Annotated in this window: 25 protein-coding genes and 1 pseudogene; 8 read left to right on the plus strand and 18 right to left on the minus strand. The window is 63.8% G+C overall.

Annotation, left to right across the window (positions count from 1 at the left end):
- Positions 1-13: 13 nt before the first annotated feature.
- Both FFS13_RS10845 and hpaR read left to right on the plus strand, forming a co-directional pair.
- Positions 14-1,081, plus strand: a complete 1,068-nt coding sequence (locus FFS13_RS10845) for an extracellular solute-binding protein (RefSeq protein WP_137819113.1) — start codon at positions 14-16, stop codon at positions 1,079-1,081.
- 87 nt (positions 1,082-1,168) lie between these two features.
- Positions 1,169-1,591, plus strand: a complete 423-nt coding sequence (gene hpaR, locus FFS13_RS10850) for a homoprotocatechuate degradation operon regulator HpaR (RefSeq protein ID WP_137819114.1) — start codon at positions 1,169-1,171, stop codon at positions 1,589-1,591.
- A gap of 48 nt (positions 1,592-1,639) precedes the next feature.
- On the opposite strand, the gene FFS13_RS10855 is transcribed toward hpaR, so the two are convergent.
- From FFS13_RS10855 to FFS13_RS10890, 8 genes are all read right to left on the minus strand, one after another.
- A complete protein-coding gene (locus tag FFS13_RS10855; RefSeq protein ID WP_137819115.1) occupies positions 1,640-3,094 on the minus strand; it encodes an NAD-dependent succinate-semialdehyde dehydrogenase in 1,455 nt (484 codons plus the stop codon).
- Between the two features lie 19 nt (positions 3,095-3,113).
- On the minus strand, positions 3,114-3,932 hold the full coding sequence (gene hpaI, locus FFS13_RS10860; RefSeq protein ID WP_137819116.1) for a 4-hydroxy-2-oxoheptanedioate aldolase: 819 nt from the start codon (positions 3,930-3,932) through the stop codon (positions 3,114-3,116).
- Between the two features lie 11 nt (positions 3,933-3,943).
- Entirely contained in the window at positions 3,944-4,747 is an 804-nt protein-coding gene (gene hpaH / locus FFS13_RS10865; protein WP_137819117.1) for a 2-oxo-hept-4-ene-1,7-dioate hydratase, read from the minus strand.
- A gap of 57 nt (positions 4,748-4,804) precedes the next feature.
- A complete protein-coding gene (locus FFS13_RS10870; protein ID WP_137819118.1) occupies positions 4,805-5,197 on the minus strand; it encodes a 5-carboxymethyl-2-hydroxymuconate Delta-isomerase in 393 nt (130 codons plus the stop codon).
- A 100-nt stretch (positions 5,198-5,297) separates the two neighbouring features.
- Positions 5,298-6,155, minus strand: coding sequence for a 3,4-dihydroxyphenylacetate 2,3-dioxygenase (hpaD, locus tag FFS13_RS10875; protein WP_137819119.1), 858 nt, complete (start codon positions 6,153-6,155; stop codon positions 5,298-5,300).
- A gap of 163 nt (positions 6,156-6,318) precedes the next feature.
- On the minus strand, positions 6,319-7,779 hold the full coding sequence (gene hpaE / locus FFS13_RS10880; protein ID WP_137819246.1) for a 5-carboxymethyl-2-hydroxymuconate semialdehyde dehydrogenase: 1,461 nt from the start codon (positions 7,777-7,779) through the stop codon (positions 6,319-6,321).
- Positions 7,780-7,784: 5 nt separating this feature from the next.
- Positions 7,785-8,555, minus strand: coding sequence for a fumarylacetoacetate hydrolase family protein (locus FFS13_RS10885; RefSeq protein WP_137819120.1), 771 nt, complete (start codon positions 8,553-8,555; stop codon positions 7,785-7,787).
- 11 nt (positions 8,556-8,566) lie between these two features.
- Positions 8,567-9,190, minus strand: coding sequence for a fumarylacetoacetate hydrolase family protein (locus FFS13_RS10890; protein ID WP_218568614.1), 624 nt, complete (start codon positions 9,188-9,190; stop codon positions 8,567-8,569).
- Between the two features lie 317 nt (positions 9,191-9,507).
- Here FFS13_RS10890 and hpaA point away from each other — a divergent pair, with 317 nt between their 5' ends.
- A complete protein-coding gene (gene hpaA, locus FFS13_RS10895; RefSeq protein WP_137819122.1) occupies positions 9,508-10,425 on the plus strand; it encodes a 4-hydroxyphenylacetate catabolism regulatory protein HpaA in 918 nt (305 codons plus the stop codon).
- Positions 10,426-10,587: 162 nt separating this feature from the next.
- Here hpaA and FFS13_RS10900 read toward each other — a convergent pair whose 3' ends face one another.
- Positions 10,588-11,835, minus strand: coding sequence for an MFS transporter (locus tag FFS13_RS10900; RefSeq protein WP_256657871.1), 1,248 nt, complete (start codon positions 11,833-11,835; stop codon positions 10,588-10,590).
- Positions 11,836-12,215: 380 nt separating this feature from the next.
- On the opposite strand from FFS13_RS10900, the gene FFS13_RS10905 reads away from it, so the two are divergent.
- Both FFS13_RS10905 and FFS13_RS10910 read left to right on the plus strand, forming a co-directional pair.
- Positions 12,216-13,385: a p-hydroxyphenylacetate 3-hydroxylase oxygenase component gene (locus FFS13_RS10905; RefSeq protein WP_137819124.1), complete on the plus strand. Its 1,170-nt coding sequence runs from the start codon at positions 12,216-12,218 to the stop codon at positions 13,383-13,385.
- A 202-nt stretch (positions 13,386-13,587) separates the two neighbouring features.
- Complete coding sequence (locus FFS13_RS10910) at positions 13,588-14,526, plus strand: p-hydroxyphenylacetate 3-hydroxylase reductase component (protein WP_137819125.1); 939 nt, start codon at positions 13,588-13,590, stop codon at positions 14,524-14,526.
- Between the two features lie 73 nt (positions 14,527-14,599).
- Here FFS13_RS10910 and FFS13_RS10915 read toward each other — a convergent pair whose 3' ends face one another.
- The gene (locus tag FFS13_RS10915; protein WP_137819126.1) at positions 14,600-15,250 is read right to left on the minus strand and encodes a DsbA family protein; all 651 of its coding nucleotides are present in this window, start codon (positions 15,248-15,250) and stop codon (positions 14,600-14,602) included.
- A 29-nt stretch (positions 15,251-15,279) separates the two neighbouring features.
- Positions 15,280-16,149 (minus strand): MBL fold metallo-hydrolase, encoded by an 870-nt coding sequence (locus FFS13_RS10920; RefSeq protein ID WP_218568615.1) that lies wholly within the window; start codon positions 16,147-16,149, stop codon positions 15,280-15,282.
- Positions 16,150-16,269: 120 nt separating this feature from the next.
- On the opposite strand from FFS13_RS10920, the gene FFS13_RS10925 reads away from it, so the two are divergent.
- Positions 16,270-17,190 (plus strand): LysR family transcriptional regulator, encoded by a 921-nt coding sequence (locus FFS13_RS10925; RefSeq protein ID WP_137819128.1) that lies wholly within the window; start codon positions 16,270-16,272, stop codon positions 17,188-17,190.
- Between the two features lie 19 nt (positions 17,191-17,209).
- On the opposite strand, the gene FFS13_RS10930 is transcribed toward FFS13_RS10925, so the two are convergent.
- Positions 17,210-17,593: a DOPA 4,5-dioxygenase family protein gene (locus FFS13_RS10930; protein WP_137819129.1), complete on the minus strand. Its 384-nt coding sequence runs from the start codon at positions 17,591-17,593 to the stop codon at positions 17,210-17,212.
- Positions 17,594-17,774: 181 nt separating this feature from the next.
- Between FFS13_RS10930 and FFS13_RS10935 the strand changes: the two genes are divergently transcribed.
- A complete protein-coding gene (locus tag FFS13_RS10935; RefSeq protein WP_137819130.1) occupies positions 17,775-18,056 on the plus strand; it encodes a DUF2218 domain-containing protein in 282 nt (93 codons plus the stop codon).
- Positions 18,057-18,061: 5 nt separating this feature from the next.
- Here FFS13_RS10935 and FFS13_RS10940 read toward each other — a convergent pair whose 3' ends face one another.
- The 6 genes and pseudogenes from FFS13_RS10940 to FFS13_RS10965 form a co-directional block, all read right to left on the minus strand.
- Positions 18,062-18,838: an SDR family oxidoreductase gene (locus FFS13_RS10940; RefSeq protein WP_137819131.1), complete on the minus strand. Its 777-nt coding sequence runs from the start codon at positions 18,836-18,838 to the stop codon at positions 18,062-18,064.
- 66 nt (positions 18,839-18,904) lie between these two features.
- Positions 18,905-20,275 (minus strand): aspartate aminotransferase family protein, encoded by a 1,371-nt coding sequence (locus FFS13_RS10945; protein ID WP_137819132.1) that lies wholly within the window; start codon positions 20,273-20,275, stop codon positions 18,905-18,907.
- Positions 20,276-20,287: 12 nt separating this feature from the next.
- Positions 20,288-21,103, minus strand: a complete 816-nt coding sequence (locus tag FFS13_RS10950; RefSeq protein ID WP_137819133.1) for a molybdenum cofactor biosynthesis F family protein — start codon at positions 21,101-21,103, stop codon at positions 20,288-20,290.
- A gap of 144 nt (positions 21,104-21,247) precedes the next feature.
- Positions 21,248-21,934: a helix-turn-helix transcriptional regulator gene (locus FFS13_RS10955; protein ID WP_137819247.1), complete on the minus strand. Its 687-nt coding sequence runs from the start codon at positions 21,932-21,934 to the stop codon at positions 21,248-21,250.
- Between the two features lie 216 nt (positions 21,935-22,150).
- Positions 22,151-22,339: pseudogene (locus FFS13_RS10960) on the minus strand (hypothetical protein); the annotation flags it as partial.
- Between the two features lie 27 nt (positions 22,340-22,366).
- A complete protein-coding gene (locus FFS13_RS10965; RefSeq protein WP_137819134.1) occupies positions 22,367-23,704 on the minus strand; it encodes an aspartate aminotransferase family protein in 1,338 nt (445 codons plus the stop codon).
- A gap of 316 nt (positions 23,705-24,020) precedes the next feature.
- On the opposite strand from FFS13_RS10965, the gene FFS13_RS10970 reads away from it, so the two are divergent.
- A complete protein-coding gene (locus tag FFS13_RS10970; protein WP_137819135.1) occupies positions 24,021-25,508 on the plus strand; it encodes an aldehyde dehydrogenase in 1,488 nt (495 codons plus the stop codon).
- Positions 25,509-25,709: the final 201 nt, after the last annotated feature.

Genomic DNA, 25,709 nt, shown 5'->3' on the forward strand with positions numbered 1-25,709 from the left:
CTGGAGGGAACCGATGAGGCGTCTGTCTTTGCTCGTGCTGTTGGGCGTAGTTGCATTCAGCGTCCAGGCGCAAGAGGTGCTGCGTGTCCTCAACTGGAAGAACTATATCGACCCCGGGGTGCTGGAAAACTTCCAGCGCGACACGGGTGTGCGGGTTGACTACCAAACCTTCACCGCAGCGGATGAACTCGACCAGGCACTCACTCGTGGCGAACATTTCGATCTGGTAGTGCCGTCGCATTTCCAGCTCGCCCGGCTGATCAAGGACCGGCGCTTGCAGGCGTTGGATATGCACCAGTTGCCGCACTACGCCAGCGTCGATCCCGAGTTGCTGGCCATGCTGGCCGGGTTCAATTCCGCCAACCGCTATGTCGTGCCTTATCTGTGGGGCACTGTGGGCTTGGTGACCAATCCCGAACTGGCGGAGCAGGCATTCGGCGGACCCTTGCCGAACAGCTGGAGCCTGCTGTTCGATGAGCAGCAGAGTGCCCGTCTGGCGGGCTGTGGCATCGGTTTGCTGGATGCACCGGAGGAAACGCTATCGCTGTGGCTGAATTACCAGGGTAAAAGCTTGGCCCGCAGCAGTGCGGGGCAGATCGGGCGAGCGGGCAAACCCTTGCTGGAGCTGGGTCGACGGATAGGCTCCCTGGACAATGAAGCTTATATCGAAGACTTGTCCCAAGGGCGGTTGTGCGTCGCCATGGCCTGGGTCGGGCACGCCCTGACCGCAGCCAAAGCGAGGCCGTCGCTGCGTTATCAGATTCCGGAAGAAGGGGCACTGGTATTCATCGACAGCTTGGCCATACCCGCTGACGCGGCGCATCCGGAGCTGGCCTATCGTTTTATCGATTACCTGCTGCAGCCCGACAATGCTCGGCGCAACTCCCTGGCGACCCTGTTCTATTCGCCGCTGTCGAGCAAGTCGCCGGAACTGGCTCAGCTGGCCAAGGAACAACCGCTGCTGGTGCCGGGCCAGGCGGATCGACGCCGTCTGTATTTCCTGGAGAAGCTTTCTCCAGAGCAGAAACTGGCCGTCGATAGGCTGTGGCAGAGTTTGAAGCAGGCCCGGACTAGCCCTTGATCGAGGATATTCCTCCACAGGGGCCTGATCACGGCGGCAAACTTCGTTAAACTCTTCATGAACCCACAACCTCAACCCGCGTACCCCATGCCGACACCTAGACCGTCCCTGACCCTGACCCTGCTGCAAGCCCGCGAGGCGGCCATGAGCTTCTTTCGTCCGCTGCTCAACCAACATGGCTTGACCGAACAACAATGGCGGGTGATTCGTATCCTGCGCCAGCAGGGTGAGCTGGAGAGTTACCAGCTTGCCGAACTGGCCTGCATTCTGAAACCGAGCATGACCGGTGTGCTGGCTCGCCTGGAGCGCGATGGCATAGTTGTCCGGCGTAAGGCGCCGCAGGACCAACGCCGGGTCTATATCAGCCTGACCGATCAGGGGCAGCAGTGCTTCGACTCGATGAGCGAGGGCATGGAGGCGAACTACCAGAAGATCCAGGAGCAACTGGGCAATGAGAAGCTGCAACAACTGCTGGGGTTGTTGAACGAGCTAAAGCAGGTCAAGCCCTGACTTGAAGCGACGGGGTTCGGGCAGTACGCCCGAACCCCGTATGGGGCATCAGGCGATGCCCAGGCACAGGTACTTCTGTTCGATATAGTCGTCGATGCCGTAGTGCGAACCTTCGCGGCCCAGGCCCGACTGCTTGATGCCGCCGAAGGGCGCGACTTCGGTGGAGATCAGCCCTTCGTTGATGCCAACCATGCCGTATTCCAGGGCCTCGCCGACGCGCCAGGCGCGGCCGAGGTTCTGGGTGTAGACGTAGGAGGCCAGGCCGAACTCGGTGTCGTTGGCCAGCGCTATGGCCTCGGCTTCGCTGTCGAAACGGAAGATCGGCGCCAGCGGGCCGAAGGTCTCGTCGCGGGCCACCAGCATCGCGGCGGTGACATCGCCCAGCACCGTCGGCTCGAAGAAGCTGCCGCCCAGTACGTGCGGTTTGCCACCGGCGAGCAGGGTGGCGCCTTTGCCGAGCGCGTCGTCGATATGCTGCTGAATCTTTTCCACCGCCTTGGCATTGATCAGCGGGCCTTGCTGAGCGTCTTCCTCGCTGGCCGGGGCGACCTTGAGCGCCTCGACGGCCGCGACCAGGCGGCGGGCGAATTCGTCGTAGATGCCGTTCTGCACCAGCAGGCGGTTGGTGCACACGCAGGTCTGCCCGCTATTGCGGAACTTGGAGGCGAGGGCGCCTTGCACCGCCGCATCCAGATCGGCGTCGTCGAAGACGATGAAGGGGGCGTTGCCGCCCAGCTCCAGGCTGACCTTCTTGATGGTCTCGGCACACTGCGCCATCAGCAGCTTGCCGATGCCGGTCGAGCCGGTGAAGGACAGCTTGCGCACGCTGGGGTTGCCGGTCAGCTCGGTACCGATCTCCCGTGCGTTTTTGCCCGGAACTATGTTCAACACCCCGGCCGGGATACCGGCGCGCTCGCCGAGCACGGCCAGGGCCAGCGCCGACAACGGCGTCTCGGAGGCCGGTTTGAGCACCACGGTGCAGCCGGCGGCCAGCGCCGGGCCGACCTTGCGGGTGATCATGGCGTTGGGGAAGTTCCAGGGCGTGATGGCGGCCACCACCCCGATCGGCTGCTTGATCACCACCAGGCGGCGGCCCTGCTTGTCGTGGGGGATCACGTCGCCATAGACGCGTTTGGCTTCCTCGGCGAACCATTCGATGAAGCTGGCACCGTAGGCGATCTCGCCCCGGCTCTCGGCCAGCGGCTTGCCTTGCTCCCAGCTGAGCAGCCGCGCCAGGTCTTCCTGGCTGGCCAGGATCAGCTCGAACCAGCGGCGCAGGATGGTCGCACGCTCCTTGGCGGTCTTGTCGCGCCAGGCCGGCCAGGCGGCTTCTGCGGCGGCGATGGCGCGGGCGGTTTCCGCACGGCCGAGGGAGGCGACTTCGGCGATCAACTCGCCATTGGCCGGGTTGTGCACGGCGAAGCGGGCGCTGTCATCGGCTTCGATCCATTCGCCGTTCACATAGGCCTGCTCGCGCAGGAGATTCAGATCGTTGAGTTTCATGCTTGGGTCTCAATACGGGTCAGTACACGCCACCGCCGCCATTGACCGGCGCCGGGGCATTCTTGAAGTTGGCGGCCAGGTTCTGCAGGGCTCGCATCAGCAGGCTGGTGTCGACGCCGACGGCGACGTAGGCGCAGCCGAGCTCGAGATAGCGACGGGCGAGCTTTTCATCGGCCGAGAGGATGCCGGCAGCCTTGCCGGCGCGGCGGACCCGGGCGATGGCGTCTTCGATCGCGGCTTGAACCTCCGGATGGCCAGGGTTGCCGCGATGGCCCATGGCGGCGCAGAGGTCGGCCGGGCCGATAAACACGCCGTCGACGCCTGCGACCGCTGCAATCGCATCGAGATTGGCCAGACCCTCGAGGTTCTCGATCTGCACCAGCAGGCACATCTGTTCGTCGGCATGATCCAGGTAGCCGGGAATGCTGTTCCAGCGCGACGCCCGCGCCAGGGCGCTGCCCACCCCACGGATGCCGTGCGGCGGATAGCGCATGGCGCGCACCAGTTCGGCGGCCTGTGCGGCGGACTCGACCATGGGCACCAGCAGGGTCTGGACGCCGATATCGAGCAGCTGTTTGATCAGCACCGGGTCACCCACCGGCGGGCGGATGATGGGGTGACTGCCCCCGGCTTCGCTAGAGTAGGGCGCTACTGCCTGGAGTTGGCCGAGCAGGCTGCGCAGGTCATTGGGCGCATGCTCGCCGTCGATCAGCAGCCAGTCGAAGCCGGCGTTGGCCGCCAGCTCGGCGCTGTAGGGATCGGCCAAGCCGAGCCACAGACCGATCTGCGCCTGGCCGCTGGCGAGGCGTTGTTTGAAGCTGTTGATGGGCAGTTGCATGGCGGCTTACCTCAGACGAAGCGACAGGAAATCGAGCCGAGCTGGTCGTAGTCGACGTGGAAGGTGTCGCCCGGACTGGCCGCCACCGGACGGGTGAAGGAGCCGCCGAGGATCACCTGGCCGGCCTCCAGGGTGACGTCATAGGGCGCCAGCTTGTTGGCCAACCAGGCCACGCCCTTGGCCGGGTGGTTGAGCACCGCGGCGGAGACCCCGGACTCCTCGATCACGCCGTTGCGGTAGAGCACCGCCGGCACCTTGCGCAGGTCGATGTCGCCCGGGCGCACGGCGCGCCCGCCCATGACCACGCCGGCGTTGGCGGCGTTGTCGGAGATGGTGTCGAAGACCTTGCGGGTGACCTGGGTGTCCGGGTCGACCTGCTGGATCCGCGCATCGATGATCTCCAGTGCCGGGATCACCCACTCGGTGGCATCCAGCACGTCGAAAATCGTGCAGTTCGGCCCGCGCAGCGGCTTGCCGAGGATGAACGCCAGCTCCACTTCCACCCGCGGCACTATGAAGCGCTCGAAGGGAATATCGCTGCCTTCCTCGAACAGCATGTCGTCCAGCAGCGCGCCGTAGTCCGGCTCGGTGATGTTCGAGGACACCTGCATGGCCCGCGAGGTCAGGCCGATCTTGTGGCCGACCAGCTTGCGCCCATCCTTGATCTTCTGCGCGACCCAGGCGCGCTGGATGGCGTAGGCATCCTCGATGCTGATCTGCGGATAGTCGAGGGAGAACTGGCGCACCTGCTGGCGCGAGCGTTCGGCGGCGTCGAGGCGGGCGGCGGCCTGTTGGATGATGGAGTGGTCGAGCATGGCAATTTCCTTCGGCCGGCGGGCCGGCTCAGCTGAATGAAACAGGGCAGGGCGGAATCAGCTCGCCTGGCCCTTCAGAAAGGCGTGGATGTTGTTGTGCTTGTAGTTGAGCTCGGCATCCAGCTCGGTCATCTCGAATGACAGCGCCAGCAGACGTCTGGCTTGCAGCTCGGCGAAGTGCGCCTTGATCCGCTCGAACAACTGCTCGGCGACCTGGCGGCGGGTATCCAGATCGCGTCCGGCGCCGACCTTGAGGGTCATGTGTACGAAGGCGTAGTCGTGCTTGCCATCGGCCATGCGGAAGCAGTCCATGCGCACGGCGCGGCTGCGAATGCCGCCGAGGGGGAACACGCCGCTGTCGCCCAGGCAGGCATGGACCTTCTCGAACAGGCCGGGCAGATCCGCTTCGGCTTCGAGGTTGGCGGAGTATTCGGCGATGAAATGGGGCACAGGAACCTCCTGTAGGGCGGATGACGCTGTGTTCATCCGCCGGAGTGCATGACGGTCGCGGCTGCAAGGTGGATGGATGAAGCGCCATCCACCCTACGGGTCAGAGCGGGAAGATGGCGTTGAGCTGGCCGGTGCCGGAGCTGCCGAAGGGCTCGGTGACCACCTCGACCTTGCCGGTGTATTCCGGGCCGCCGAGCAGGCCAAGCAGCATCGCGGTGTCATGCATCTTGCCTTCGCCGTAACAGTGCTCGGCGTAGTCCGGGAGCATGGCGCAGAACTCCTTGAAGCGGCCTTGCTGCCACAGCTCGACCACCCGCATGTCGACCTGTTTGTCGAATTCGCGGGTCCAGTTGTTCAGGTTGGCTTCGGCGTTGCGGTCGTCGGAGAAGCGGTGCGACAGCGAGCCGGAGGCCAGCACCAGCACCTTGCGGTCACTCTTCTCGATGGCGCGGCGCACCGCGGCACCGAAGGCCAGGCTGTCCTCCAGACGGTGCCAGGCGCACCAGGCGGCGATGGAGATGACCTTGAAATGCTGCTCCGGCGGTACATCCATATGCATGTAGCGCATCGGCACCAGGGTGCCGTACTCCAGCTCCAGGCTGGGGATGTTGTGCGCCATGCTGCGCACGCCGGCGGCATTGGCCTCTTCGGCGATCAGTGCACCGAGTTCGGGGCAGCCGTCGTATGCGTAGGTCATGTCCTTGATGAAGTGCGGCAGTTCGTTGCTGGTGTAGATGCCTTCGAAATGCTCGCCACAGTTGATGTGATAGGCACTGTTGACCAGCCAGTGCACGTCGAACACGACTGCGGTATCGGCCCCGAGTTCACGAGCGCGCTGGGCGATCAGTTTGTGGCCGTTGATCGCCGCTTCGCGGCAGCCGTGGTGCTTGCCGGGCAACTCGGACAGGTACATCGAGGGAACGTGACAGATCTTGGCGGCTAGGACGACTTCGCCCATGGCGGTTCTCCTTGTAGCGGGGTCTGCGACTGGCGCAGCCTCTGGATTGTTATGACTGTTTGCACGTTCGGCAAAGCAGCCGCTTTTTATGGGCCCGGCTCATTGTCGAGTATGAGTCGTCCTGCGCCCTATGCAGGGCTGTGCGGCTGCCATCTATCCTGGTTTACACGCCCCAGCGCGGGATGTGGTGGCTACCCATGGAGATGCACACGTTCTTGATCTCGGCGAACACTTCGAAGCTGTACTCGCCGCCTTCGCGGCCGGTACCCGAGCCCTTCACGCCGCCGAACGGCTGGCGCAGATCACGGACGTTCTGGCTGTTGATAAACACCATCCCGGCTTCGATGCCGCGGGCCAGGCGGTGGGCCTTGCCGATGTCCTGGGTCCAGATATAGGAGGCCAGGCCGTACTCGGTGTCGTTGGCCAATTGCAGGGCTTCGGCTTCGTCCTTGAACGGGATCAGGCAGACCACCGGGCCGAAGATCTCTTCCTGGGCGATGCGCATCTGGTTGTTCACGTCGGCGAACACCGTGGGCTGGATGAACTGACCCTTGGCCAGGTGCGCCGGCAGGTTGGCCGGGCGCTCCAGGCCGCCGGCCACCAGCTTGGCGCCTTCCTCGATGCCGATGCGGATATAACCGGTGACCTTGTCGTAGTGGGCCTGGGTGATCATCGAGCCGACCTGGGTCTTCGGGTCTTGCGGATCACCGACAATCAGGCGTTTGGCGCGGGCGGCGAACTCGGCGACGAATTGCGGATACACGCTCTCCTGGATGAAGACCCGCGAGCCGGCGGTGCAACGCTCGCCGTTCAAGGAGAAGATGGTGAACAGCGCGGCATCCAGGGCCCGCTCGAGATCGGCATCTTCGAAGATCAGCACCGGCGACTTGCCGCCCAGCTCCATGGAGTATTTCTTCAGGCCGGCGGTCTGCATGATCTTCTTGCCGGTGGCGGTGCCGCCGGTGAAGGAAATGGCGCGCACGTCCGGGTGGCGGACCAGGGCATCGCCGGCGGTGGCGCCGTAGCCCTGCACTATGTTCAGCACGCCGGCCGGAATCCCGGCTTCGACCGCCAGGCGGCCCAGCTCGTTGGCGGTCAAGGGTGACAGCTCGGACATCTTCAACACCGCGGTGTTACCCAGCGCCAGGCAGGGCGCGGTCTTCCAGGTGGCGGTCATGAATGGCACGTTCCACGGCGACACCAGGCCACAGACCCCCACCGGCTGGTACAGGGTGTAGTTGAGCATCTGGTCGTCGACCGGATAGGTATGGCCGTTCATGTTGGTGCAGACTTCGGCGAAGAAGTCGAAGTTGTGCGAGGCGCGCGGGATCAGCACGTTCTTGGTCTGGTGGATCGGCAGGCCGGTGTCCAGGGTCTCCAGTTCGGCCAGCTTGGGTACGTTCTGGTCGATCAGCTCGCCGAGCTTGCGCATCAGGCGGGCGCGTTCCTTGGCCGGGGTGTTGGCCCACTTCGGGAAGGCGTCCTTGGCCGCGGCCACGGCGGCGGCGATTTCCTCGGCACCGCCGCTGGCGACTTCGCCTATGGCCTCACCGGTGGCCGGGTTGTAGTTGACGAAGATGTCTTTGCTTTCGACCTCGCGGCCGTTGATCCAGTGCTTGATCATTGTGCTCATGCCTCTTGTTTACGGGCGAAGAACTCGGCTTCGCTGACGATACGGTTGACCAGACGACCGACGCCTTCCACTTCCACCACCACCTCGTCGCCCGGGACCACATCGGCCAGGCCTTCGGGGGTGCCGGTGGCGATCATGTCGCCCGGTTGCAGGGTCATGAAGCTGGACAGGTATTCGATCAGGTACGGAATGTCGAAGATCATGTCGGCGGTCGAGCCTTCCTGGCGCAGCTCGCCGTTGACCCAGGTGCGCAGCTTGAGCCGCGACGGGTCGGCAACATCGCCGGCGTCGACTATCCAGGGGCCGACCGGGGTGGTGCAGTCGCGGTTCTTCACCCGCAGGTTCGGCCGATAGTAGTTCTCCAGGTAATCGCGGATGGCGTAGTCGTTGCAGACGGTGTAGCCGGCCACGTAGTCCAGAGCGTCCGCGCGCTTGACGTTGCGCGCCGGTTTGCCGATCACCGCCACCAGCTCGCACTCGTAGTGCATATAGGCGACGTTGTCCGGGCGCCAGGTGACTTGGTTGTGGCCGGTGTAGGTGTTCGGCGCCTTGATAAACACCAGCGGCTCGGTCGGCGGCGTGAAGGCCAGCTCGGCGGCGTGGTCGGCGTAGTTCAGGCCGAGGGCGAACATGCTGCCGGTCGCCGGCGGCAGCCACTCGACCTGGTCTTCGGCGAGCAGGCGACCATCGGCCAGGCGTACGGCATTCCCGGCTTCGACGCTGACGTTGAAGGTTTCGCCCTGATGGCGGATGCGTGCGTGTTTCATCTTCCGGCTCCTTATTCCGCGACCACGGTGTTGCTGAGACGGCCAATGCCGTCGATTTCCACTTCGACGACATCACCCGGCTGCACATCGACGCGGCCCTCCGGGGTGCCGGTGATCAGCAGATCGCCTTCGTTGAGAGTCATGAATTCACTGAGCTCGGCGATCAGCAGGGCAATGCTGCGGATCATCCCGGAGCTGTTGTTCTCCTGGCGCAGCTGGCCGTTGACGTAGAGCTTGATCGGCAGGTTGTGCGGGTCGACGATGTCCGCGGCATCGACCACCCAGGGGCCGACCGAACAGAAGCCGTCGCGGCACTTGGCCTTGACCGCCGGGCGGTAGTAGCTGTCTTCCGGCAGGCTGAACTCGTTGACGATGCAGTAGCCGGCGACGTACTGCATGGCCTCTTCCAGGCTCACGCGGCTGGCCTTTTTACCGATCACCACACCCAGCGCTGGACCTGGTTGCAGGCGCTCGACGTCCTTGGGAAAGACCACCGGCTGGTTGTGCGCGTTGCGGGTATTCGGCGTCTTGATGAACAGCACCGGTTTGACCGGTGGTTTCTGATAGGGCGGCTGGTGAAATTCGTCCAGGCGGCTGTGCAGCAGCCCGCGATAGTTCAGGGCGATGCCGAACATGGTGCCGCTGACAGGCGCCTGCCAGCGCACTTGCTCCGGGCTGAATTGGCCGAGCCCAGCGATCTGCAGCCGGCCTTGTGGATCGACCGTGGCCGGGTGGTGGTTGCCGTTCACTTCGACTGCTGCGCGACGCATGCTCGGTTTCTCCAGTGATAAAAAAGAGCAGTGCCGCAAAGAAGCGTCGGCATGCTCAAGAGGGTGTATTTCATTAACATGTGAACTTTATAATTAACATATTAATAATCGTCAAGCGCCGTTCGCCTATTTATGCTTTTATGCTGGCTAGACAGAGCGGCCGAGGTGCTGGGGGCTTCGCCATGCGTGAGCAGCAACCGATTCCGAACATCAACATCGGCCAGGTCTATGACCAGCGTTATGCCGATGCCGACGTGCATTACGAGGCGCTCGGCAAGCTGGCCGACTTCTTCGGGCGCAACATGCCGGTGCACCGGCATGATCGGTTTTTCCAGGTGCACTACGTCAAGAGTGGCGCGGTGCGGGTCTACCTCGACGAGCAGCAGTACCACCAGCAGGGGCCGATGTTCTTCCTGACGCCGCCGACCATCCCCCACGCCTTCGTCACCGACGCGGATAGCGACGGCCATGTGCTGACCGTGCGTCAGCAGTTGGTCTGGCCCTTGCTGGAAGCCGAGCTGGGCTTGGCCGAGGGCCCGCAGATCGGCCCGGTGTGCGTGGCCATCGGTGAGCTGGGCGAGCCATTCGCGGAGGAGGTGGAGCGCCTCAATCTGTTGTTCGATCAGTTGCGTAGCGAGTTCGCGGCGGACCGTGCCGGCCGCGAGCTGAGTCTGGCGGCTTTGACCCGCTTGATCTTCATCAGCTTGCTGCGGCTCTCGTCCCACTCGCTCAAGGCTCAGCCGGCCCGGCAGGAGGATCTGCAGATTTTCCATCGCTTCAATGCCCTGATCGAAGCGCATTACCAGGAGCACTGGTCGCTGACGCGCTACGCCGAGCAGATGGGCGTGACCGAGGCCCGGCTCAACGATGTCTGCCGGCGCATCGCCGACCTGCCGTCCAAGCGGCTGATCTACGACCGCCTGATGCAGGAGGCCAAACGCCTGCTGCTGTTCACCGGCAGCTCGGCCAACGAGATCTGCTACCAGCTGGGCTTCAAGGATCCGGCCTACTTCAGCCGCTTCTTCACCCGCAACGCCGGCATCACGCCGGGCGAATATCGCCTGCGCAAAGACAGCGACAAGGAACAGGCGTGGCGGTAATGGGGGCTGATAGAAGGCGGTCATAGGCGCTGACCTGTTGAGCGGTGGCCGGCATCCATTAAAGAGCCTGCCGGGCGACAAAGATTGTCTGCGCCTGCCGGCAATTTGATCCTGCCTGCCGTGCTAAACGTCATCCGCTCCGACAGGCGTCTGTAAGGCCCGCTATGACGCCTTGATCCGCACGCCGAGCCTGCGCTGCCGCGGGAATAACCACAGGCAATACACCAGCAGTACTGCGCCGGCGAGAGCCAGGGTGAGCGGTGCGCCAAACCGGGTGGCCAGTAGCCCGGCGAGCAGGCCGCCGATGGCGTCGAAGCCGAAGCGGGTCGAGGTGTAGAAGGACACCACCCGGCCGCGCAGCTGTTCCGGCGTCAGGCTCTGCAGCAGCATGTTGGTGCCGACGTTGCTGGTGGAAATACCGAAGCCGAGCACGGCCATGGCCAGCAGCGAGAGCGTCAGCTGGCTGCTGGCGGCGAACACCAGCAGCGCCAGGGTGCTGGCAATGGCGCCGGCCATGATCACCGACACCAGGCCGGGCAAGGCCTGGCGCGTGGCGAGAAACAGCGCCGCGACCAGTGAGCCGCAACCGGCGGCCCCCCAGAGCCAGCCGAGGGTGGTGGCGTCGCCGGCGAAGATGTCCTTGGCGAACACCGGCAGCAGCACGGCATAGCTGGAGGCGGTGAGGTTGACCATCATCACGCTGATGATCAGCAGGCGGATGGTCGAGTCCGCGGTGATGTACGCCAGCCCCTCGCGGAACACGCTGCTCATCGAGCCCTGCGCCCGTGGTGACGGCTCCATGCGGATCAACAGCAAACCCAGCAACAGGCCGAGGTAGGACAGGGCGTTGAGGGAGAAACAGACCGCCTCGTTGCTGAAGCCGAGCAGCAGGCCGGCCAGGGGCGGGCCGATAAAGCGCGAGGAGTTGAACAAGGTGGCATTCAGCGCCAGGGCGTTCGGCAAGTCGTCCTGGTGGCCGACGAAGCGGCTGAGCAGCGACTGGCGCAAGGGGGTGTCGAAGGCATTGAGCACGCCGAGCAGGGCCGACATGCACAGGATCAGCGTCGGCCCTATGGCGTTCAAGGCCGTCAGCACGGCCAAGCCTATGGCTTGGATGCCGAGCAGGCCTTGCACCAGGATCAGCAGGCGCCGTTTATCGTGGCGGTCGATCCAGGCGCCGGCCAAGGGGCCGACCAGCAATTGCGGGAGCAAGGCCGCGAAGGTGGCGACACCCAGTAGTGCCGCCGAGCCGGTGAGGCGATAGATCAGCCAAGCCAGGGCGACCTGCTGGATCCAACTGCCCAGGGTGGAGATGGCCTGGCCGGCGAAGTACAGGCGGAAGTTGCGATGCCGTAGCGCACGAATGGCGGCTGGCCAGGCATTGCTGGCTCGAGTGGTTGAGTTGCTCACGGTGCTCGGGACTGGGAAATGGGAAATGGGAAATGGGAAATGGGAAATGGAGAGTGGCATGGTAAATGATTATTCGGGATTTTGTTTAGATGTTAATCAACCCGCTTGGGTTGGCCCGCATCCCTTGCCGGGATTGTGTTCATAGGCCAGCGACCAGGCGAAAACAAGCCTTGATCTGCTCGTCGTTGCACCATGAAAAATACAATCAATGGTTTGGAAGTTACATTTTAGAATCTGCTTGATGCAGTCACACTCTGTTCCCGTATCCACTAGGAACGCCTCTTTCACCGGCTGCAAATCAGCCGATTCGAGGGGGTGCTGCGAGACCCGGCAAAGGGCTGGCAAGCGATCGAGAAACCAACAATAAGTAGGGCCTGAATATGAAAAAGCCAAACCCCCTCCTCGAAGATCTGAAGGCCATCCTGCCAGCCATCGCCGCCAATGCCGAACGGGCGGAACAGGATCGCAAGGCGCCCAGCGAAAACATCGCGCTGCTCAAAGGCATCGGCATGCATCGTGCATTTCAGCCGAGGGCGTATGGGGGCCTGGAAATTTCACTGCCGGAATTCACCGACTGTGTCGCGGCACTGGCCGGCGCCTGCGGCGGTACTGCTTGGGCCTTCAGCCTGCTCTGCACCCACAGCCACCAACTGGCTATGTTCTCCAAGCAATTGCAGGATGAAGTATGGCGGGAGAACCCGGACGCTACCGCCAGTAGCAGCATTGCGCCCTTTGGACGCACCGAAGAGACTGACGGCGGCGTGATCCTCAATGGCGAAATGGGCTGGAGCAGCGGTTGCGACCATGCCGAGTGGGCCATAGTCGGCTTCCGGCGCAAAAACAGCGCAGGCGAACCGATCTACAGCTTCGGCGTGATCCCGCGCTCCGACTATGAAATCCGTGATGACTGGTTCGCGGCAGGGATGAAAGGCAGCGGTTCGAAGACCCTGATCATCAAGGATGCCTTCGTCCCCAACCATCGCATCGAAGCGGCCAAGGACATGATGGAAGGTCGCTCTGCCGGCTTCGGCCTGTATCCGGACAGCAACATCTACTACACCCCCTATCGTCCTTACTTCGCCAGTGGTTTTGCCGCCGTCAGCTTGGGTATTGCCGAGCGCATGCTGGTCGCCTTCAAGGAAAAGGCCCAGAACCGTGTCCGCGCTTACACCGGCGCCAATGTCGGCACCGCCACCCCGGCGCTGATGCGTTTGGCCGAGTCGACCCATCAGGTCGCCGCCGCCCGCGCCTTCATGGAGAAAACCTGGGAAGAGCACGCCGAGCATGGCGCGGGCCATCAGTACCCGAGCCGCGAGACCTTGGCTTGCTGGCGTACCAACCAGGGCTACGCGGTGAAGATGTGCATCCAGGCGGTGGATCGCCTGTTCGAGGCTGCTGGCGGCAACAGTTGGTTCGAACATAGCGAAATGCAGCGTCTGTTCCGTGATTCGCACATGACCGGCGCACACGCTTACACCGACTACGATGTCTGCGCGCAGATCCTCGGCCGCGAGCTGATGGGCATGGAGCCGGATCCGACTATGGTCTGACGCAATGGTCTGACGGAGCGCCGGGCTGGCTCGGCCTCCCGAACGAAGCCTAAGTCCGGGCTTCTCCCTATCGAGTGGCGAGGCTTGCACCTTGAGCGTGCAACCCGCCAGTGCCTAAGCCTGCTTCGATCAAGCCCTGTGCGGCTCGAGGCTAAGACAACAACGACCTGCCGAGCGAAAGAGTCGGCAGCTAGGAGCCACCATGACGGCTACAACTGAAGCGGGTTTCGATCCGCGTGCCTTCCGCCGAGCCCTGGGTAATTTCGCCACGGGTGTCACAATAGTCACTGCCGCTACCCCCTCGGGTGCCAAGGTCGGTGTGACGGCCAACAGCTTCAACTCAGTGTCACTGGATCCACCCTTGGTGCTCTGGAGCCTCGACAAGCGCTCCAACAGTTGCGAGGTGTTCGAGCAAGCCTCGCACTTCGCCGTGAACATCCTCGCGGCGGATCAGATCGAGCTGTCCAACCAGTTCGCGCGGCCCAAGGACGACAAGTTCGCGGGAGTCACCTATGAGCTGGGGGATGGCGGCGCGCCCTTGTTGCCCGACTGTTCGGCACGCTTTCAGTGCGAGAAGTACCAGCAGCTAGACGGCGGCGATCATTGGATCCTGATCGGCAAAGTCCTCGCATTCGATGACCTCGGGCGTTCGCCGCTGCTCTATCACCAGGGCGCGTATTCGATGGTCCTGCCGCATAGCCGCATGGCTAAGAAAAGCGATTGCACAACGCCCAGTGCGCTGCAGGGGCGGCTCAGCCAAAACCTGTATTACCTGATGACTCAGGCCGTGCGCTGCTACCAGGCTGACTACCAGCCAAAACAGCTGTCCACCGGGCTGCGTACCAGCGAGGCGCGCATGCTGATGGTGCTGGAGAGCGATGCCAACCTTGGCATGGCCGAGCTCCAGCGCGAAGTCGCCATGCCCATGCGCGAGATCGAGCAAGCAGTGGAAATCCTCAAGCGCAAGGACTTGGTCGTCGACAGTCAGGCCGGCTACGGCTTGACCCGGGAGGGCATCGAGCAGACCGAGGCGCTTTGGGATATCGCGCGTGAGCAGCAGGACAAGGTCTTCGCGAGTTTTAGCGAAGACCAGGTCGATACCTTCAAGATGATGCTCAAGGCCTTGATCTCGACGGGCTGAACGCTAGGACGTGCCCGCTGCAACAGCAGGGGCAGGTCGTTGAGCCGGTAAGCGCCGGGAGTCCACCGCGCGGTTACGCGGTGCCGGCGATCTGTGCTTCGAGATGCGTCTGCCAGTCCTCGGCGCGGCCGAGGTAGCGACTGGCATCCAGCCGTTGGAAGCGCCCATCGCGCTCCAGGGCGAAGCTGGGGAAACCGCTGCCGCCGATTGCTTGCAGCAAGCGGCGGCTGTCGGCGAAGTGCCTGGCGAGCGGCTCGCCGCCCTGGCGCTGCAGTTCATCGCGGAAGGCTTCGGGCGCGAGTCCGAATTCTGCCGCCAGTTCCTGCAGGACGGCCACCTCGGCGACTCGCCGGCCCTCGACATAGTGGGCCTGCTGGATGCGCCCGAGCAGCGCGAGGCCAGACCCGCCGAGCGCCTCGGCGGCGAGGGTGGCGGCGGTTGGCGCTGCCGAGTCGAACACCGCGCCGCTATCGCGCAATAGACAGTCGAAGTAGGCGGCGCCGAAGGGCTGGCCGCTGAGGGCGGCAATGCGCCGGTCATGCGGTAGCACATGGTTGCGCCAATGCTCGTTGCCGGACTGCCGGTTGGCGCCGATTAGCATGCCGCCACCGTGCAGCGCGATGCGCAACCCGGCCACTGCGCCGGCCGCCTTCGCCAATGGCGCGGCGCCGTAGCACCAACCACAGAGCGGGTCGTAGATATAGTGCAGGGTGGCGGGGGACATGGGGGTTTCCTCTTCTCTGTGGGTTTGACTCAGGGCCACTGCATCTCGCCCTTGAGCACCTTGGCGCTCAGTTCCAGATCGGCTTCGCCGGCCAGGCTCGGGTAGTGGCGCTTCATCGCGGCGACCAGCGCGGCGGAATCTTTGGCCTTGGGCAGTTCGGCTTCCAGGGTCTTCAGGTAGGTGCGGGTGAACTGCAGCGCAGCCAGGGTCTGCGGCCCTTTACCCAGATAGTGGCCAGGCACCAGCACCTCGGGCTTGAGCGCCTCGATCTGGTCGAGCGAGGCCAGCCAGGCCTGGCGCGAGGCTTGGCTCTGGGTATCGGCGGTCCAGACATGCAGATTGCTCTCGACCGCGACACCGCCGACCACGGCTTTCAGCGCCGGAATCCAGACCACCGTGCGCTCCGGGGTGGGGCCATCGAGGCCGACGACCTTCAACTGCTGGCCTTCCAGGCTGAGGCTGTCGCCTTGCAGTGGCTGCGGCACGATCAACTGCTGGGGTGCGTTTGCCTTGAGGATCGGGCCCCAGTAATCCAGCTTGAGCCGCTGGGTTTGCTCGATATGCGCGATGGTCTGTGGGGTGGCGAGAATCTTCGCGTCAGGGAAGGCGGCCTTGAGCACATCGAGGCCGAAGTAGAAGTCCGGGTCGCCGTGGCTGATGTAGATGGTGGTCAGGCGCTTGCCGCTGGCCTTGACCAGCTGCACCAGGTTTTGCGCATCGCTGCGGGCGAACTGCGCGTCGATCAGCACCGCGTCGTGTTCGCCGCTGATCAGTTCGGAGGACACCGGGAAGATCGCGGCCTCGCCGGGGTTGTATACCTGCAAGTGCAGGGGCCGCTCGCTGGCGCTGGCGGCAGCGGTGCCGAACAAGGCGGCGGTAACGAGCAGAGTGCGGAGCATTCCGAGGCTAAGCATATTGAAACTCCAGTGCAGGGATAAGGTGCCGGCTATGTTAGTTGCTTGAAAGCGAGCAAAAAGCCGTATTATCCGCGCTAGTTAATTGCGTGGATCGAGCTAGTCATGGATCGCCTTATCGCTAGCCGGGTTTTCGTCGAAGTGGTCGAGCGCGGCAGCCAGACGGCCGCCGCCGAGCGGCTGGACATGTCGAGGGCCATGGTGTCGCGCTATTTGGCCGAGCTGGAGAGCTGGGTCGGCGCGCGCCTGCTGCACCGCAGCACGCGCAAACTGAGCCTGACCGGGATAGGCGAGGAGATCCTGCCGCGCTGCCGGCAGATGCTCGAACTGGCCGACGGCATGCAGGCCAGCGGCTTGAATGCCGCCGAGGCGCCGCGCGGCACCCTGCGCCTGACCTGCAGCCACTCCTTCGCCGTCAGCTGGCTGGCCGCCGCGGTCAGCGACTACCTGCGACGCTACCCCGGCACCGCCGTCGATCTGCTGCTGGGCAGCCAGGCGGTGAACCTGGTGGAAGAGCGCATCGACCTGGCGTTGCGCATCACCAATCAACTGGACCCGAATCTGATCGCGCGCAAATTGGCGGTGTGCCGCTCGGTGGTCTGCGCCGCGCCGGCCTATCTGCGCGCCCATGGCTCGCCGCAACGCGCGGAGGAGTTGGTCCGGCACAATTGCCTGACTTACTCCTATTTCGGCCGCAGCCTCTGGCAGTTCGAGAAGGACGGCGAGCCGGTCGCCGTGCCCGTGGGCGGCAATCTCAGCGCGAATGAATCCAGCGTGCTCTTGGAAGCCGCCGTGGCGGGGGCCGGCATCAGCCTGCAGCCGCTCTATTCGGCGGCACCCTTGCTGCGCAGTGGGCAACTGGTGAGCCTGCTCGACGACTATCGCGCAGAAGAGCTGGGCATCTACGCGCTGTACAGCTCGCGCCGACACATGACGCCGGCCCTGCGGGCGATGCTCGATTTTCTCATCGAACGCTTGGCGGGCGACCCGCATTGGGACGGGCAGCCGCACAGCGGGGCGGCTTGAGCCCGAGCAAGGCCGCCGGTCAAAGATCGTACTGGCCGGGTTCTTCCGTCAATGTCGAGAGGTCGAGCGGGCGGACCGCCCCCATCCACATGGCCCGGTCACGATGGTCGACCAGGTCGTTGCCGGTGACCGGGTGGATCAGCACCACCAGGCCATTGCGATTGAACGCCAGCCAGGGAATCAGCTCGCCGAACAGCTCGGGTTTGAACGCCAATTGGCAGCTCCAGTCCGGGTGCGGGCCGACCAATTGCTCGTGCATGCGTCCCATCTTCAGCGCAAACAGCCGCGCCGCGGTCTGGCACAGCGCCCGCGCCTGCTCCAGGGTCTGGGCATCGAAGTAGACATGGGCATGAAAACCCTTGATCCGGGGCAGGGTTTCGGCGGTTGCAATCGCGATATCCATAAACGCCAGGCTCCACTTTCTCGGGTTTTCTAGCCTATCCATGCCTGCTGGCAGGTAGCGAGTCAAGCAGTAGTGCGGTGCTTGGCTGGGGCCGAATGAGGGCTGACACAATCAATTAATATGTTAACGTTGGCAAGCCCAAAGGGCAGGTTTCCCACAATCTAGAAGCGCAGGATTCGCCATGTACAGTTCTCACACCGATGTCAGCACCGAATCGGCCAGCCGCTATATCAATCGTCTGTGTAAGCACTGGAGTCATAAGTTCGCGGTCGATTACGACGCGCAGCGGGGCGAAATCAAGTTTGATCCCGCGCGTTGCCTGTTGCAGGTCATCGATGCGGGCCTGCGGCTGACGCTGGAGACTCCCGACGAACAGGAACTGGCCCACCTGCAAGAGGTGGTAGCCGAGCATTTGCAGCGGATGGCCAGCAGCGAGCAGTTGGCTATCCAGTGGCGGCGTTGAGGGCTTCAGCCGTTTAGTTGGGCGTTTTCCGGCAGCAGGGCGCCGCCATCGACCACCAGGGTTTGCCCGGTGATATAACCGGCCTCGAGCGAGGCCAGGAAGCGCATGGCCTGGGCGATATCTTCCGGGCTGCCCAGGCGTTTCAGCGGGATATTCGCGGCCATTCGCGTCAGCGCCGTCGCGTCGCCGAAGTTGGCCATAGCCGGGGTGGCGATCAGGCCAGGCTCGACGCCGTTGACTGTGATGCCGTGTTGCGCCAGCTCCAGGGCGGCGGCGCGGATAAAACCGTTCACGCCGGCCTTCGACGCGGCGTAATGCGCCAACCCCGGAATCGCCGTGCGTGGGCCGGTCACCGAGGAGGTGATCAGAATCCGGCCGGCGCCTGTGGCGCGCAGCGAGGGCAGGGCCGCCTGGGTCAGCCAAAAGCAGCTCTTCAGGTTGACCGCGAGGGTCGCCTCGAGCATGTCGTCCGGCAGGCTGGCCAGGTCGTGCAGCGGGAAGAGCGCGGCGTTATGGATCAGGATGTCCAGGCGGCCGAAGGCCTCCAGTGCAGCGGCCACGGCCTGCTCGGCGGCGGCGCGGCTGCCGAGGTCGATGGCGATCAGCTCGGCCGTACCGCCGGCCTCACGAATCAGTCTCAGGGTTTCGGCGCCGCTGGCGGCGGTGCGGGTGGCCACCAGCACTTTGGCGCCTTGCTGCGCGAATAGCCGGGCGATGGCGCGACCAATACCCTGACCCGAGCCGGTCACCAGCGCGACACGGCCGGTAAAATCGAGTGTCATAGGAAAACCCTTCTTGTTTGCTGCGTAGGCGAGAGTTCTGCTCACGCCTACACAGCGCATTGGCTGTTAGCCGGTGACCTGCGTCAGGCACTCATCGAGCAGGCGGTTATGCAGGTCGACATTTTCCGCAGTCGCCGCCGGGCACATCAGCAGCATGTTGTGGAAGGGCGTCAGCAGCACGCCGCGGTTCAGTAGATAGAGGTGCAGGTACGCCTCGATCAGACCGTGACGGGCGTGGTGCGCCTCGCCGCCGTTGCGCGGGGCATGGGTCATGAACAGGTATTCGACGCGGGCGCCGATGCGGGTCACGTGCCAGGGCAGGCGGTGCTTGTCGATCAGCGCCTGCACGCCTTCGCGCAGGCGTTCGGCCAGGGCGGTCATGTGCGCGTAGTTGGCCGCGGTCATGACCTCGCCGAAGGTGGCGCGCATGGCGGCCATCTGCAGGGCGTTGCCGGCCAGGGTGCCGCCGAAGCCGAAGTGGTTGATCGCCTGGCCCGGCTGGAAGTGCGGCAGCACCTGCCAGATGCGCTCGGCCATGGCTTGGCTCGCGCCCCACACGGCGGTGGGAATGCCGCCGGCGATGCACTTGCCGAGCACGAAGAAGTCCGGCTCCAAGCCGTGTTCGCCGCTATAGCCGGACGGCCCGCAGGAGATGGTGTGGGTCTCGTCGATCACCAAGGGCACGTCGTAGCGCCGGGTCAGTTCGCGTAGGCCGGCGTGGAAGCCGTCCGCCGGCGGCACCATGCCAACGTTGGTCATAAAGGGTTCGGTGAGTACCGCGGCGATATCGCCATGGGCCAGCGCCGCCTCCAGGGCCGGCAGGTCGTTGAACTCGACCAGGCGGGTGGTGGCGTCATGCTTGAGGCCGTTGGCGTGCACGCCTTCGCGGGGAATCATCTGGCCCGCGGCGTCGAACTCAACCTGGGATTCGTCGACGCTGCCGTGGTAGTTGCAGTTGAACACCAGGATCTTTTCGCGCCCGCTGATCATCCGGCACAGACGCAGGACGAAGCGGTTGGCGTCGGTGGCCGAGGTGGTCACCTGCCAGTAGGGCAGGCCGAAGCGGCGTACCAGTTCCTTGCCGACCCACAGGCTGTCCTCGGTGGGCAGCATCAGGGTAGAACCGTGGCGGACCTGATGACTGATGGCAGCGGCCACCGCCGGCTGGGCGTGGCCGAACATGGCGCCGGTGTCGCCGAGGGCGAAGTCGACGTAGTTGTTGCCATCGACATCCGTCAGGGTCGCGCCCTGGGCGTCGGCCACCATGATCGGGTAGAGGCCGGGCCACTGCTGCATCCAGTGCAGCGGCGCGCCGTAGAGCCAATGCTTGAGGTTTTCCTGATACAGCTCAGCGGAGCGCGGGTGGCACTCGGCGAACAGCTGCAGTTCTGCTTGGTAGCGGGCAGAGACCCGCTCGAGATCCAGACCCAGAGTCATGCCGTTCCCCCCTTAGCGATAGTCGGTTTTATTGAGCACATAGGCGAGGGCGCCTACGGCGAAGTTCGAGGCGCGGCTGAAGTCCGCGCCTTGGTAGCCGAAGATCTTGCCGTCGGTCTTGCCCGCTGCCAGGTCGATCAGCACCAGGCCGAGGGTGGGAACTATCTTTTCCCGCCAGACGAACAGGTACAGCTGCTCGGCGATCTTGTAGTAGTGGCAGCGGTCGGTGTCCGCCAGGCCTTGCTCGACGCCTTGCAGGCACTGCCAGCTGTAGAAGTTTTCGTTCAGGTAGACGTGCTCGTAGGTCTCGGTCGCGCTGTAGACGTACTGATTGCGCAAGCCAAGCAGCTCACGGGTCAGGGCGTGCGGGCAGCAGTTTTCGCTGTAGGGCCGATCCAGGCTGCCGTGGAAGAACTCGGCCTTGACCGTGGTCAGTTCGGCGCCGGACAGGGCTCGGCTGAACAGGTCGCCGCTGCTTTCCTGTTGCGTCGGCAGCTTGCCGATTACCGCCGTGAACGCGGCATTGGCGATGTCCAACACCAGGCTGACGGACAGGCTGCGGCCGTCTTCCGGTTTGAGGAAGTCCACCAGATAAATGCCTGGGCGAACCGAGGTGGCGCGGTATTCGGCCTCACCCTCGGCGCTGCCGTCGGCCATCTTCCAGCTCAGACCTTTGGCCTCGAAGCGGTGCTCGATCTGCCAGCCATTGGCGAAGTGCAGGGTGAAGGATTTGCCGGCCAGGTCGTCGAGGCCGGGCAGGATATGGTTATCGGCGGCGAAGCCGTCGGCCAGGGCGCCGACGGTGATCCATTCGGGTTGTTTGCTCATGGGGTTCTCCTGGGTGAGTGAGAGATGCCCCATGTTCTGCCGACGACTAGTCCCTGCCTATCAACCGGATGGTTGAGTCCCTGCCGATACTGGCGGTGGCGTTCTCGGGCGGGTTCGCGCCCTGTGCTAGCTGAAAACGGCAGCTCAGAGGAAAAGCGCGCCGACCAGTTCGGTACGGTTACGCACACCGACCTTGCGAAATAGATTGATCAGGTGCGTCTTGACGGTTGGCAAACCGACTTCCAGGCGTTGGGCGAGGGTTTTATTGCAGACGCCGTCACGCAGCAGCAGGGCGATCTCGCGCTCGCGGCTGGTCAGGCCTTGCAGTCGTTCATCCGTGCTCCTGTCAGGGTGTTCGAACGGGCTGCGTGCGGCCAATTCCAGCAGCCCTTGCAAGGCATGCAGGGCGGCCAGCTCGTTGGGGTTGAAGCGGCCAAGACTGGCATCGCGCAGCATCGACAGCCCGGCGATGGGCCTATGGTTGTCGAGGGCGATGATCTCCACCACATCGCACACGCCGTTGCGTTGCAGGAAGCCCTGATACAGCTCGGTGTCGCGGCGCCCTTGTTGCGCGCTGCCCAGCTGCAAGGACACCACCGAGCGACCGCTGGCGGCGCAGTTGAGCGGCTTCAAGGGGTCCAGGTGGCGATAGTGCTCGAGGTAGGCGCGATGCATCTGCGCCGTCATCCGGTAGAGCAGGAAATCCTGAGCTTCCAGCCGTTCGTCAACCCGATAGAACGCGCACAGCGAGGCCGGCACCAGGCTGGTGAAGGCATGGATACAGCGCTGGCCGAGCTCGTTGGCCTGGGGCAGGAGGATGTGCTGATTCATAGGCATTCACTGTTTCTCTGGGCAAATAAAACAGGTCACGGCAAACGCAAAACTTGTAGGAGCTCGCTCCTACAAAAGCAAACGTCATGCCCGCGCAGGCGGGCATCCAGAAAGGTCGTCGCACCCTGAATTAGCGCCTTGTCCCGAGTCTCCTTAAGTCATTGAACTAGCCAAACAGGCCACTCGCTTCTGCGAGACAGAGCCTTGAACGCTGGATTAGAAAAAGGTTGCGACCGTCAGCTGGCTGTAGACGTTGGTGCCGTTGCCAGCGACCTGATTGCCGCCGTTGCTCGCATCCTTATCGGGCTGGTAGAGGACGATCAGCGGGCTGATCATCAGGTGTTCGCCAATCGCCCATTCGGCGTAGAGGTCGAGCTCGCGCGCATCGAGGTTAAGGCTGGAGCGCAGGGATCTGCGCTCCAGTGGTGGTGCTTAGAGGCGGGCTTCGCCGAAGCCTATGGCCAGGGCGTCGACTATGGCATCGACCTGCTCCTGCTGGATCACCAGCGGTGGCGACAGGATGATCTTGGTGCCGACCGGGCGCACCATGACGCCGTTGTCTCGGACGATCTGGGCCACGCGGTTGGCGTAGCCGCCCATGGGGTCGATGGGCTCGCGGCTGGTTTTGTCGCTGACCAGATCCAGCGCGATCATCAGGCCCTTGCCGCGGACTTCGCCTACCGCGGCGAAGCGCTCGGCGAAGGGCAGCAGGCTGCGCAGCATGTAGTCGCCCATCTTGGCGGCCTGGGCCGGCAGGTCTTCCTTGACGACGATATCGAGGCAGGCGAGGGCGGCGGCACAGGCGACCGGGTGGCCGGAGTAGGTGTAGCCGTGCATGATCGCGCCGGTGAAGTTGCTGTTCTTGTCGAAGGCCGCCTCGATACGTTCGTTGACCACGGTGGCGCCCAGGGGGATGTAACCCGAGGTGATGCCCTTGGCCAGGCACATGATGTCGGGTTTGACGCCCCACAGGCGGCTGCCGAACATCGAGCCGCTGCGGCCGAAGCCGGTGACCACTTCGTCGGCGATCAGCAGCACGCCGTACTTGTCGCAGACCTCGCGGATCAGCGGCCAGTAGTTGGCCGGCGGCACTATGACGCCACCGGCGCCCTGGATCGGCTCGGCGATGAAGGCCGCTACGGTATCGGGGCTCTGGAAGAGGATTTCGCGCTCGAGGATATCGGCGCAGATCTTGCCCAGCTCTTCCGGGTCCTGGCTGTAGGGGTTGCGGTACAGCCACGGGGTATCGACGTGGAAGCAACCCGGCAGCAGCGGCTCGTAGTTGCGGCGGAATACCGTGTTGCCGTTGACCGAGGCGCCGCCGAAGTGGGTGCCGTGGTAGCCCTGGCGCAGGGAGATGAACTTGGTGCGGTCTGCCTGGCCTTCCAGCTTCCAGTATTGGCGCGCCAGTTTCAGGGCGGTTTCGATCGAGTCGGAGCCGCCGGAACTGAACGCCACACGGCGCATGCCTTCCGGCTCCAGCAGGTCGATCACCTGGCGCGACAGCTCTTCGGCGCGCGGGTGACTGACGCCGTCGAATAGTTGGAAGTATTCCAACTCATCCAGCTGGGCGGTGATGGCGGCCTTCACTTCGGCGCGGTTATGGCCGACGTTGACGTTCCACAGGCCGGCAACCCCGTCTACCAGGCGGTGGCCTTTATCGTCGAATACGTAGCAGCCGTCACCGCGCACTATGCGGATGGGTTCGCGCTGCTTCATCTCGTTGGGGTGCAGCATGGGGTGCCAGAAACGGCTGGTTTGATCGCTCACGTTGGGTCTCCTCTAACGAACTGACAGCGTGGTGATATTAATGCCCGGATGGCAATCCAATTCTTGCATCTGGCTGCCACGGATTTTGATCGTCGCTGCCATCCGCCCAGTGCTTGGCAGGCCGGTACAAGTCTCAGGCGTGCACAGGCAAGCGGCTTCCCGCGTGTTGGCCATGAGTGAAATGCCGCGGGAAGCGCCCCCTGGGCTTTCTCCTTTGGCAGGCAGCAGCAAGAAACGCGGCAGCCAGAATCAAGACGGCAAGGGCTCGATGGCGCAAAGTCAATCTCGAATATCCGTTTTACCCTGAGGATTCGAGATGAGTGTTTCCGTTGACCCGCGGGCTACCGCCTTCATTCAGCGCCGCCACGGCTTGCTGATCAATGCAGAAGTCAGGCCTTCGCTATCCGGTGCAGAAATGCCGGTGTTCAATCCGGCCACTGGCGAAGAGCTGGCGCGTGTTGCGGCCGCGACTGCTGCGGATGTTGACCTGGCTGTAGCGGCCGCGCGCCAAGCCTTCGAAGGTAGCTGGTCGCAACTGCGGCCGGCCGACCGTGAACGCCTGCTGCTGAAGCTGGCCGATCTGTTGGAGGCCAATGGCGAAGAGCTGGCGCAGATCGAAACCCTCAACAATGGCAAGTCGATCCACCTGTCGCGGGCCCTGGAAGTGGGGGCCTCGGCGGAGTTCACCCGGTACATGGCCGGCTGGGCGACGAAGATCGAAGGCAAGAGCCTGGATGTGTCCATCGCCGCGGTGCCCGGCGCGAAATACCGAGCCTACACGGTGCCGGAGCCGGTAGGGGTGGTGGGTGCCATAGTGCCGTGGAACTTCCCGTTGCTGATGGCCATCTGGAAAATCGTACCGGCCTTGGCCTGTGGCTGCACCGTGGTGCTCAAGCCGGCCGATGAGACGCCACTGACGGCATTGCGCCTGGGGCAGCTCTGCCTGGAGGCCGGAATCCCGGCGGGCGTGGTGAACATAGTTACCGGCACGGGGGCTCAGGCCGGAGCTGCGCTCGCCGGCCACCCAGGGATAGATAAGGTGGCGTTCACCGGCTCGACGCAGATCGGCAAGGTGATCGGCCATGCCGCGGTGGACAACATGACCCGTTTCTCCCTCGAGCTGGGCGGCAAGTCGCCGGTAATAGTGCTTGACGACACCAGCCTGGACACCGCAGCCGCCGGCGCGGCGGGTGCCATCTTCTTCAACCAGGGACAGGTCTGCACGGCGGGCTCGCGCCTCTATGTGCATCGCTCGGCCTTCGATAAGGTGCTCGAACGCCTCGGCACTATCGCCAGCTCCCTGAGCATTGGCCCCGGCCTGGACCCGCAGGCGCAAATCAATCCGCTGATTTCGGCCAAGCAGCAGAATCGGGTGCTGGGCATGATCGAGCGCGGTGTCGCCGAAGGCGCAAGCGTCATCTGCGGTGGCGAGCGCTATGGCGAGAGCGGCTTCTATGTGCGGCCGACGGTGCTGGCCAATGTTCGCCCGGACATGCAGGTGGTGCGGGAGGAAATCTTCGGTCCGGTCGTGGTGGCAACGCCTTTCGACGACCTGGATGAGGTGGTGCATTTGGCCAATGACAGTGTTTACGGGCTGGGTGCCAGCATCTGGTCGAATGACCTGCGTCAGGTGATGAGCCTGATTCCGCGAATCAAGGCCGGCACCGTCTGGGTCAACACGCACAACATGCTCGACCCCTCGATGCCGTTCGGTGGTTACAAGCAGTCGGGCATCGGCCGCGAAATGGGCCATGCGGCGATCGAGGCGTACACCGAGAACAAGTCGGTCTGTATCGCCTACTGATGCCCCGACGCTATTGCTGCTCCTGCTGCCTTGCGGTCTGTTGGGGCAGCTTTTTTACCACGGCAGTGTCTGGTTTGAACGCTGTGACAATCTTGCTGGAACGCTCTAATAACGTAGTACTGCCCGAACCTGTCGCCGATGGGGCGGGCCCTTGAAATGCCAAAAAGCTACAACAAACGCCAACGCATGCTTTCGAGGTCA

This window comes from Pseudomonas sp. 2FG (genome assembly GCF_005502935.1).
Classification (GTDB): domain Bacteria; phylum Pseudomonadota; class Gammaproteobacteria; order Pseudomonadales; family Pseudomonadaceae; genus Aquipseudomonas.

Excerpts from the sequence above, each read along its gene's own strand:
- FFS13_RS10845 (WP_137819113.1), top strand. The coding sequence starts at position 14 with ATGAGGCGTCTGTCTTTGCTCGTGCTGTTGGGCGTAGTTGCATTCAGC.
- hpaR (WP_137819114.1), top strand. The coding sequence starts at position 1,169 with ATGCCGACACCTAGACCGTCCCTGACCCTGACCCTGCTGCAAGCCCGC.
- FFS13_RS10855 (WP_137819115.1), bottom strand. The coding sequence starts at position 3,094 with ATGAAACTCAACGATCTGAATCTCCTGCGCGAGCAGGCCTATGTGAAC.
- hpaI (WP_137819116.1), bottom strand. The coding sequence starts at position 3,932 with ATGCAACTGCCCATCAACAGCTTCAAACAACGCCTCGCCAGCGGCCAG.
- hpaH (WP_137819117.1), bottom strand. The coding sequence starts at position 4,747 with ATGCTCGACCACTCCATCATCCAACAGGCCGCCGCCCGCCTCGACGCC.
- hpaD (WP_137819119.1), bottom strand. The coding sequence starts at position 6,155 with ATGGGCGAAGTCGTCCTAGCCGCCAAGATCTGTCACGTTCCCTCGATG.
- hpaE (WP_137819246.1), bottom strand. The coding sequence starts at position 7,779 with ATGATCAAGCACTGGATCAACGGCCGCGAGGTCGAAAGCAAAGACATC.
- FFS13_RS10885 (WP_137819120.1), bottom strand. The coding sequence starts at position 8,555 with ATGAAACACGCACGCATCCGCCATCAGGGCGAAACCTTCAACGTCAGC.
- FFS13_RS10890 (WP_218568614.1), bottom strand. The coding sequence starts at position 9,190 with ATGTTCGGCATCGCCCTGAACTATCGCGGGCTGCTGCACAGCCGCCTG.
- hpaA (WP_137819122.1), top strand. The coding sequence starts at position 9,508 with ATGCGTGAGCAGCAACCGATTCCGAACATCAACATCGGCCAGGTCTAT.
- FFS13_RS10905 (WP_137819124.1), top strand. The coding sequence starts at position 12,216 with ATGAAAAAGCCAAACCCCCTCCTCGAAGATCTGAAGGCCATCCTGCCA.
- FFS13_RS10910 (WP_137819125.1), top strand. The coding sequence starts at position 13,588 with ATGACGGCTACAACTGAAGCGGGTTTCGATCCGCGTGCCTTCCGCCGA.
- FFS13_RS10915 (WP_137819126.1), bottom strand. The coding sequence starts at position 15,250 with ATGTCCCCCGCCACCCTGCACTATATCTACGACCCGCTCTGTGGTTGG.
- FFS13_RS10920 (WP_218568615.1), bottom strand. The coding sequence starts at position 16,149 with ATGCTCCGCACTCTGCTCGTTACCGCCGCCTTGTTCGGCACCGCTGCC.
- FFS13_RS10925 (WP_137819128.1), top strand. The coding sequence starts at position 16,270 with ATGGATCGCCTTATCGCTAGCCGGGTTTTCGTCGAAGTGGTCGAGCGC.
- FFS13_RS10930 (WP_137819129.1), bottom strand. The coding sequence starts at position 17,593 with ATGGATATCGCGATTGCAACCGCCGAAACCCTGCCCCGGATCAAGGGT.
- FFS13_RS10935 (WP_137819130.1), top strand. The coding sequence starts at position 17,775 with ATGTACAGTTCTCACACCGATGTCAGCACCGAATCGGCCAGCCGCTAT.
- FFS13_RS10940 (WP_137819131.1), bottom strand. The coding sequence starts at position 18,838 with ATGACACTCGATTTTACCGGCCGTGTCGCGCTGGTGACCGGCTCGGGT.
- FFS13_RS10945 (WP_137819132.1), bottom strand. The coding sequence starts at position 20,275 with ATGACTCTGGGTCTGGATCTCGAGCGGGTCTCTGCCCGCTACCAAGCA.
- FFS13_RS10950 (WP_137819133.1), bottom strand. The coding sequence starts at position 21,103 with ATGAGCAAACAACCCGAATGGATCACCGTCGGCGCCCTGGCCGACGGC.
- FFS13_RS10955 (WP_137819247.1), bottom strand. The coding sequence starts at position 21,934 with ATGAATCAGCACATCCTCCTGCCCCAGGCCAACGAGCTCGGCCAGCGC.
- FFS13_RS10970 (WP_137819135.1), top strand. The coding sequence starts at position 24,021 with ATGAGTGTTTCCGTTGACCCGCGGGCTACCGCCTTCATTCAGCGCCGC.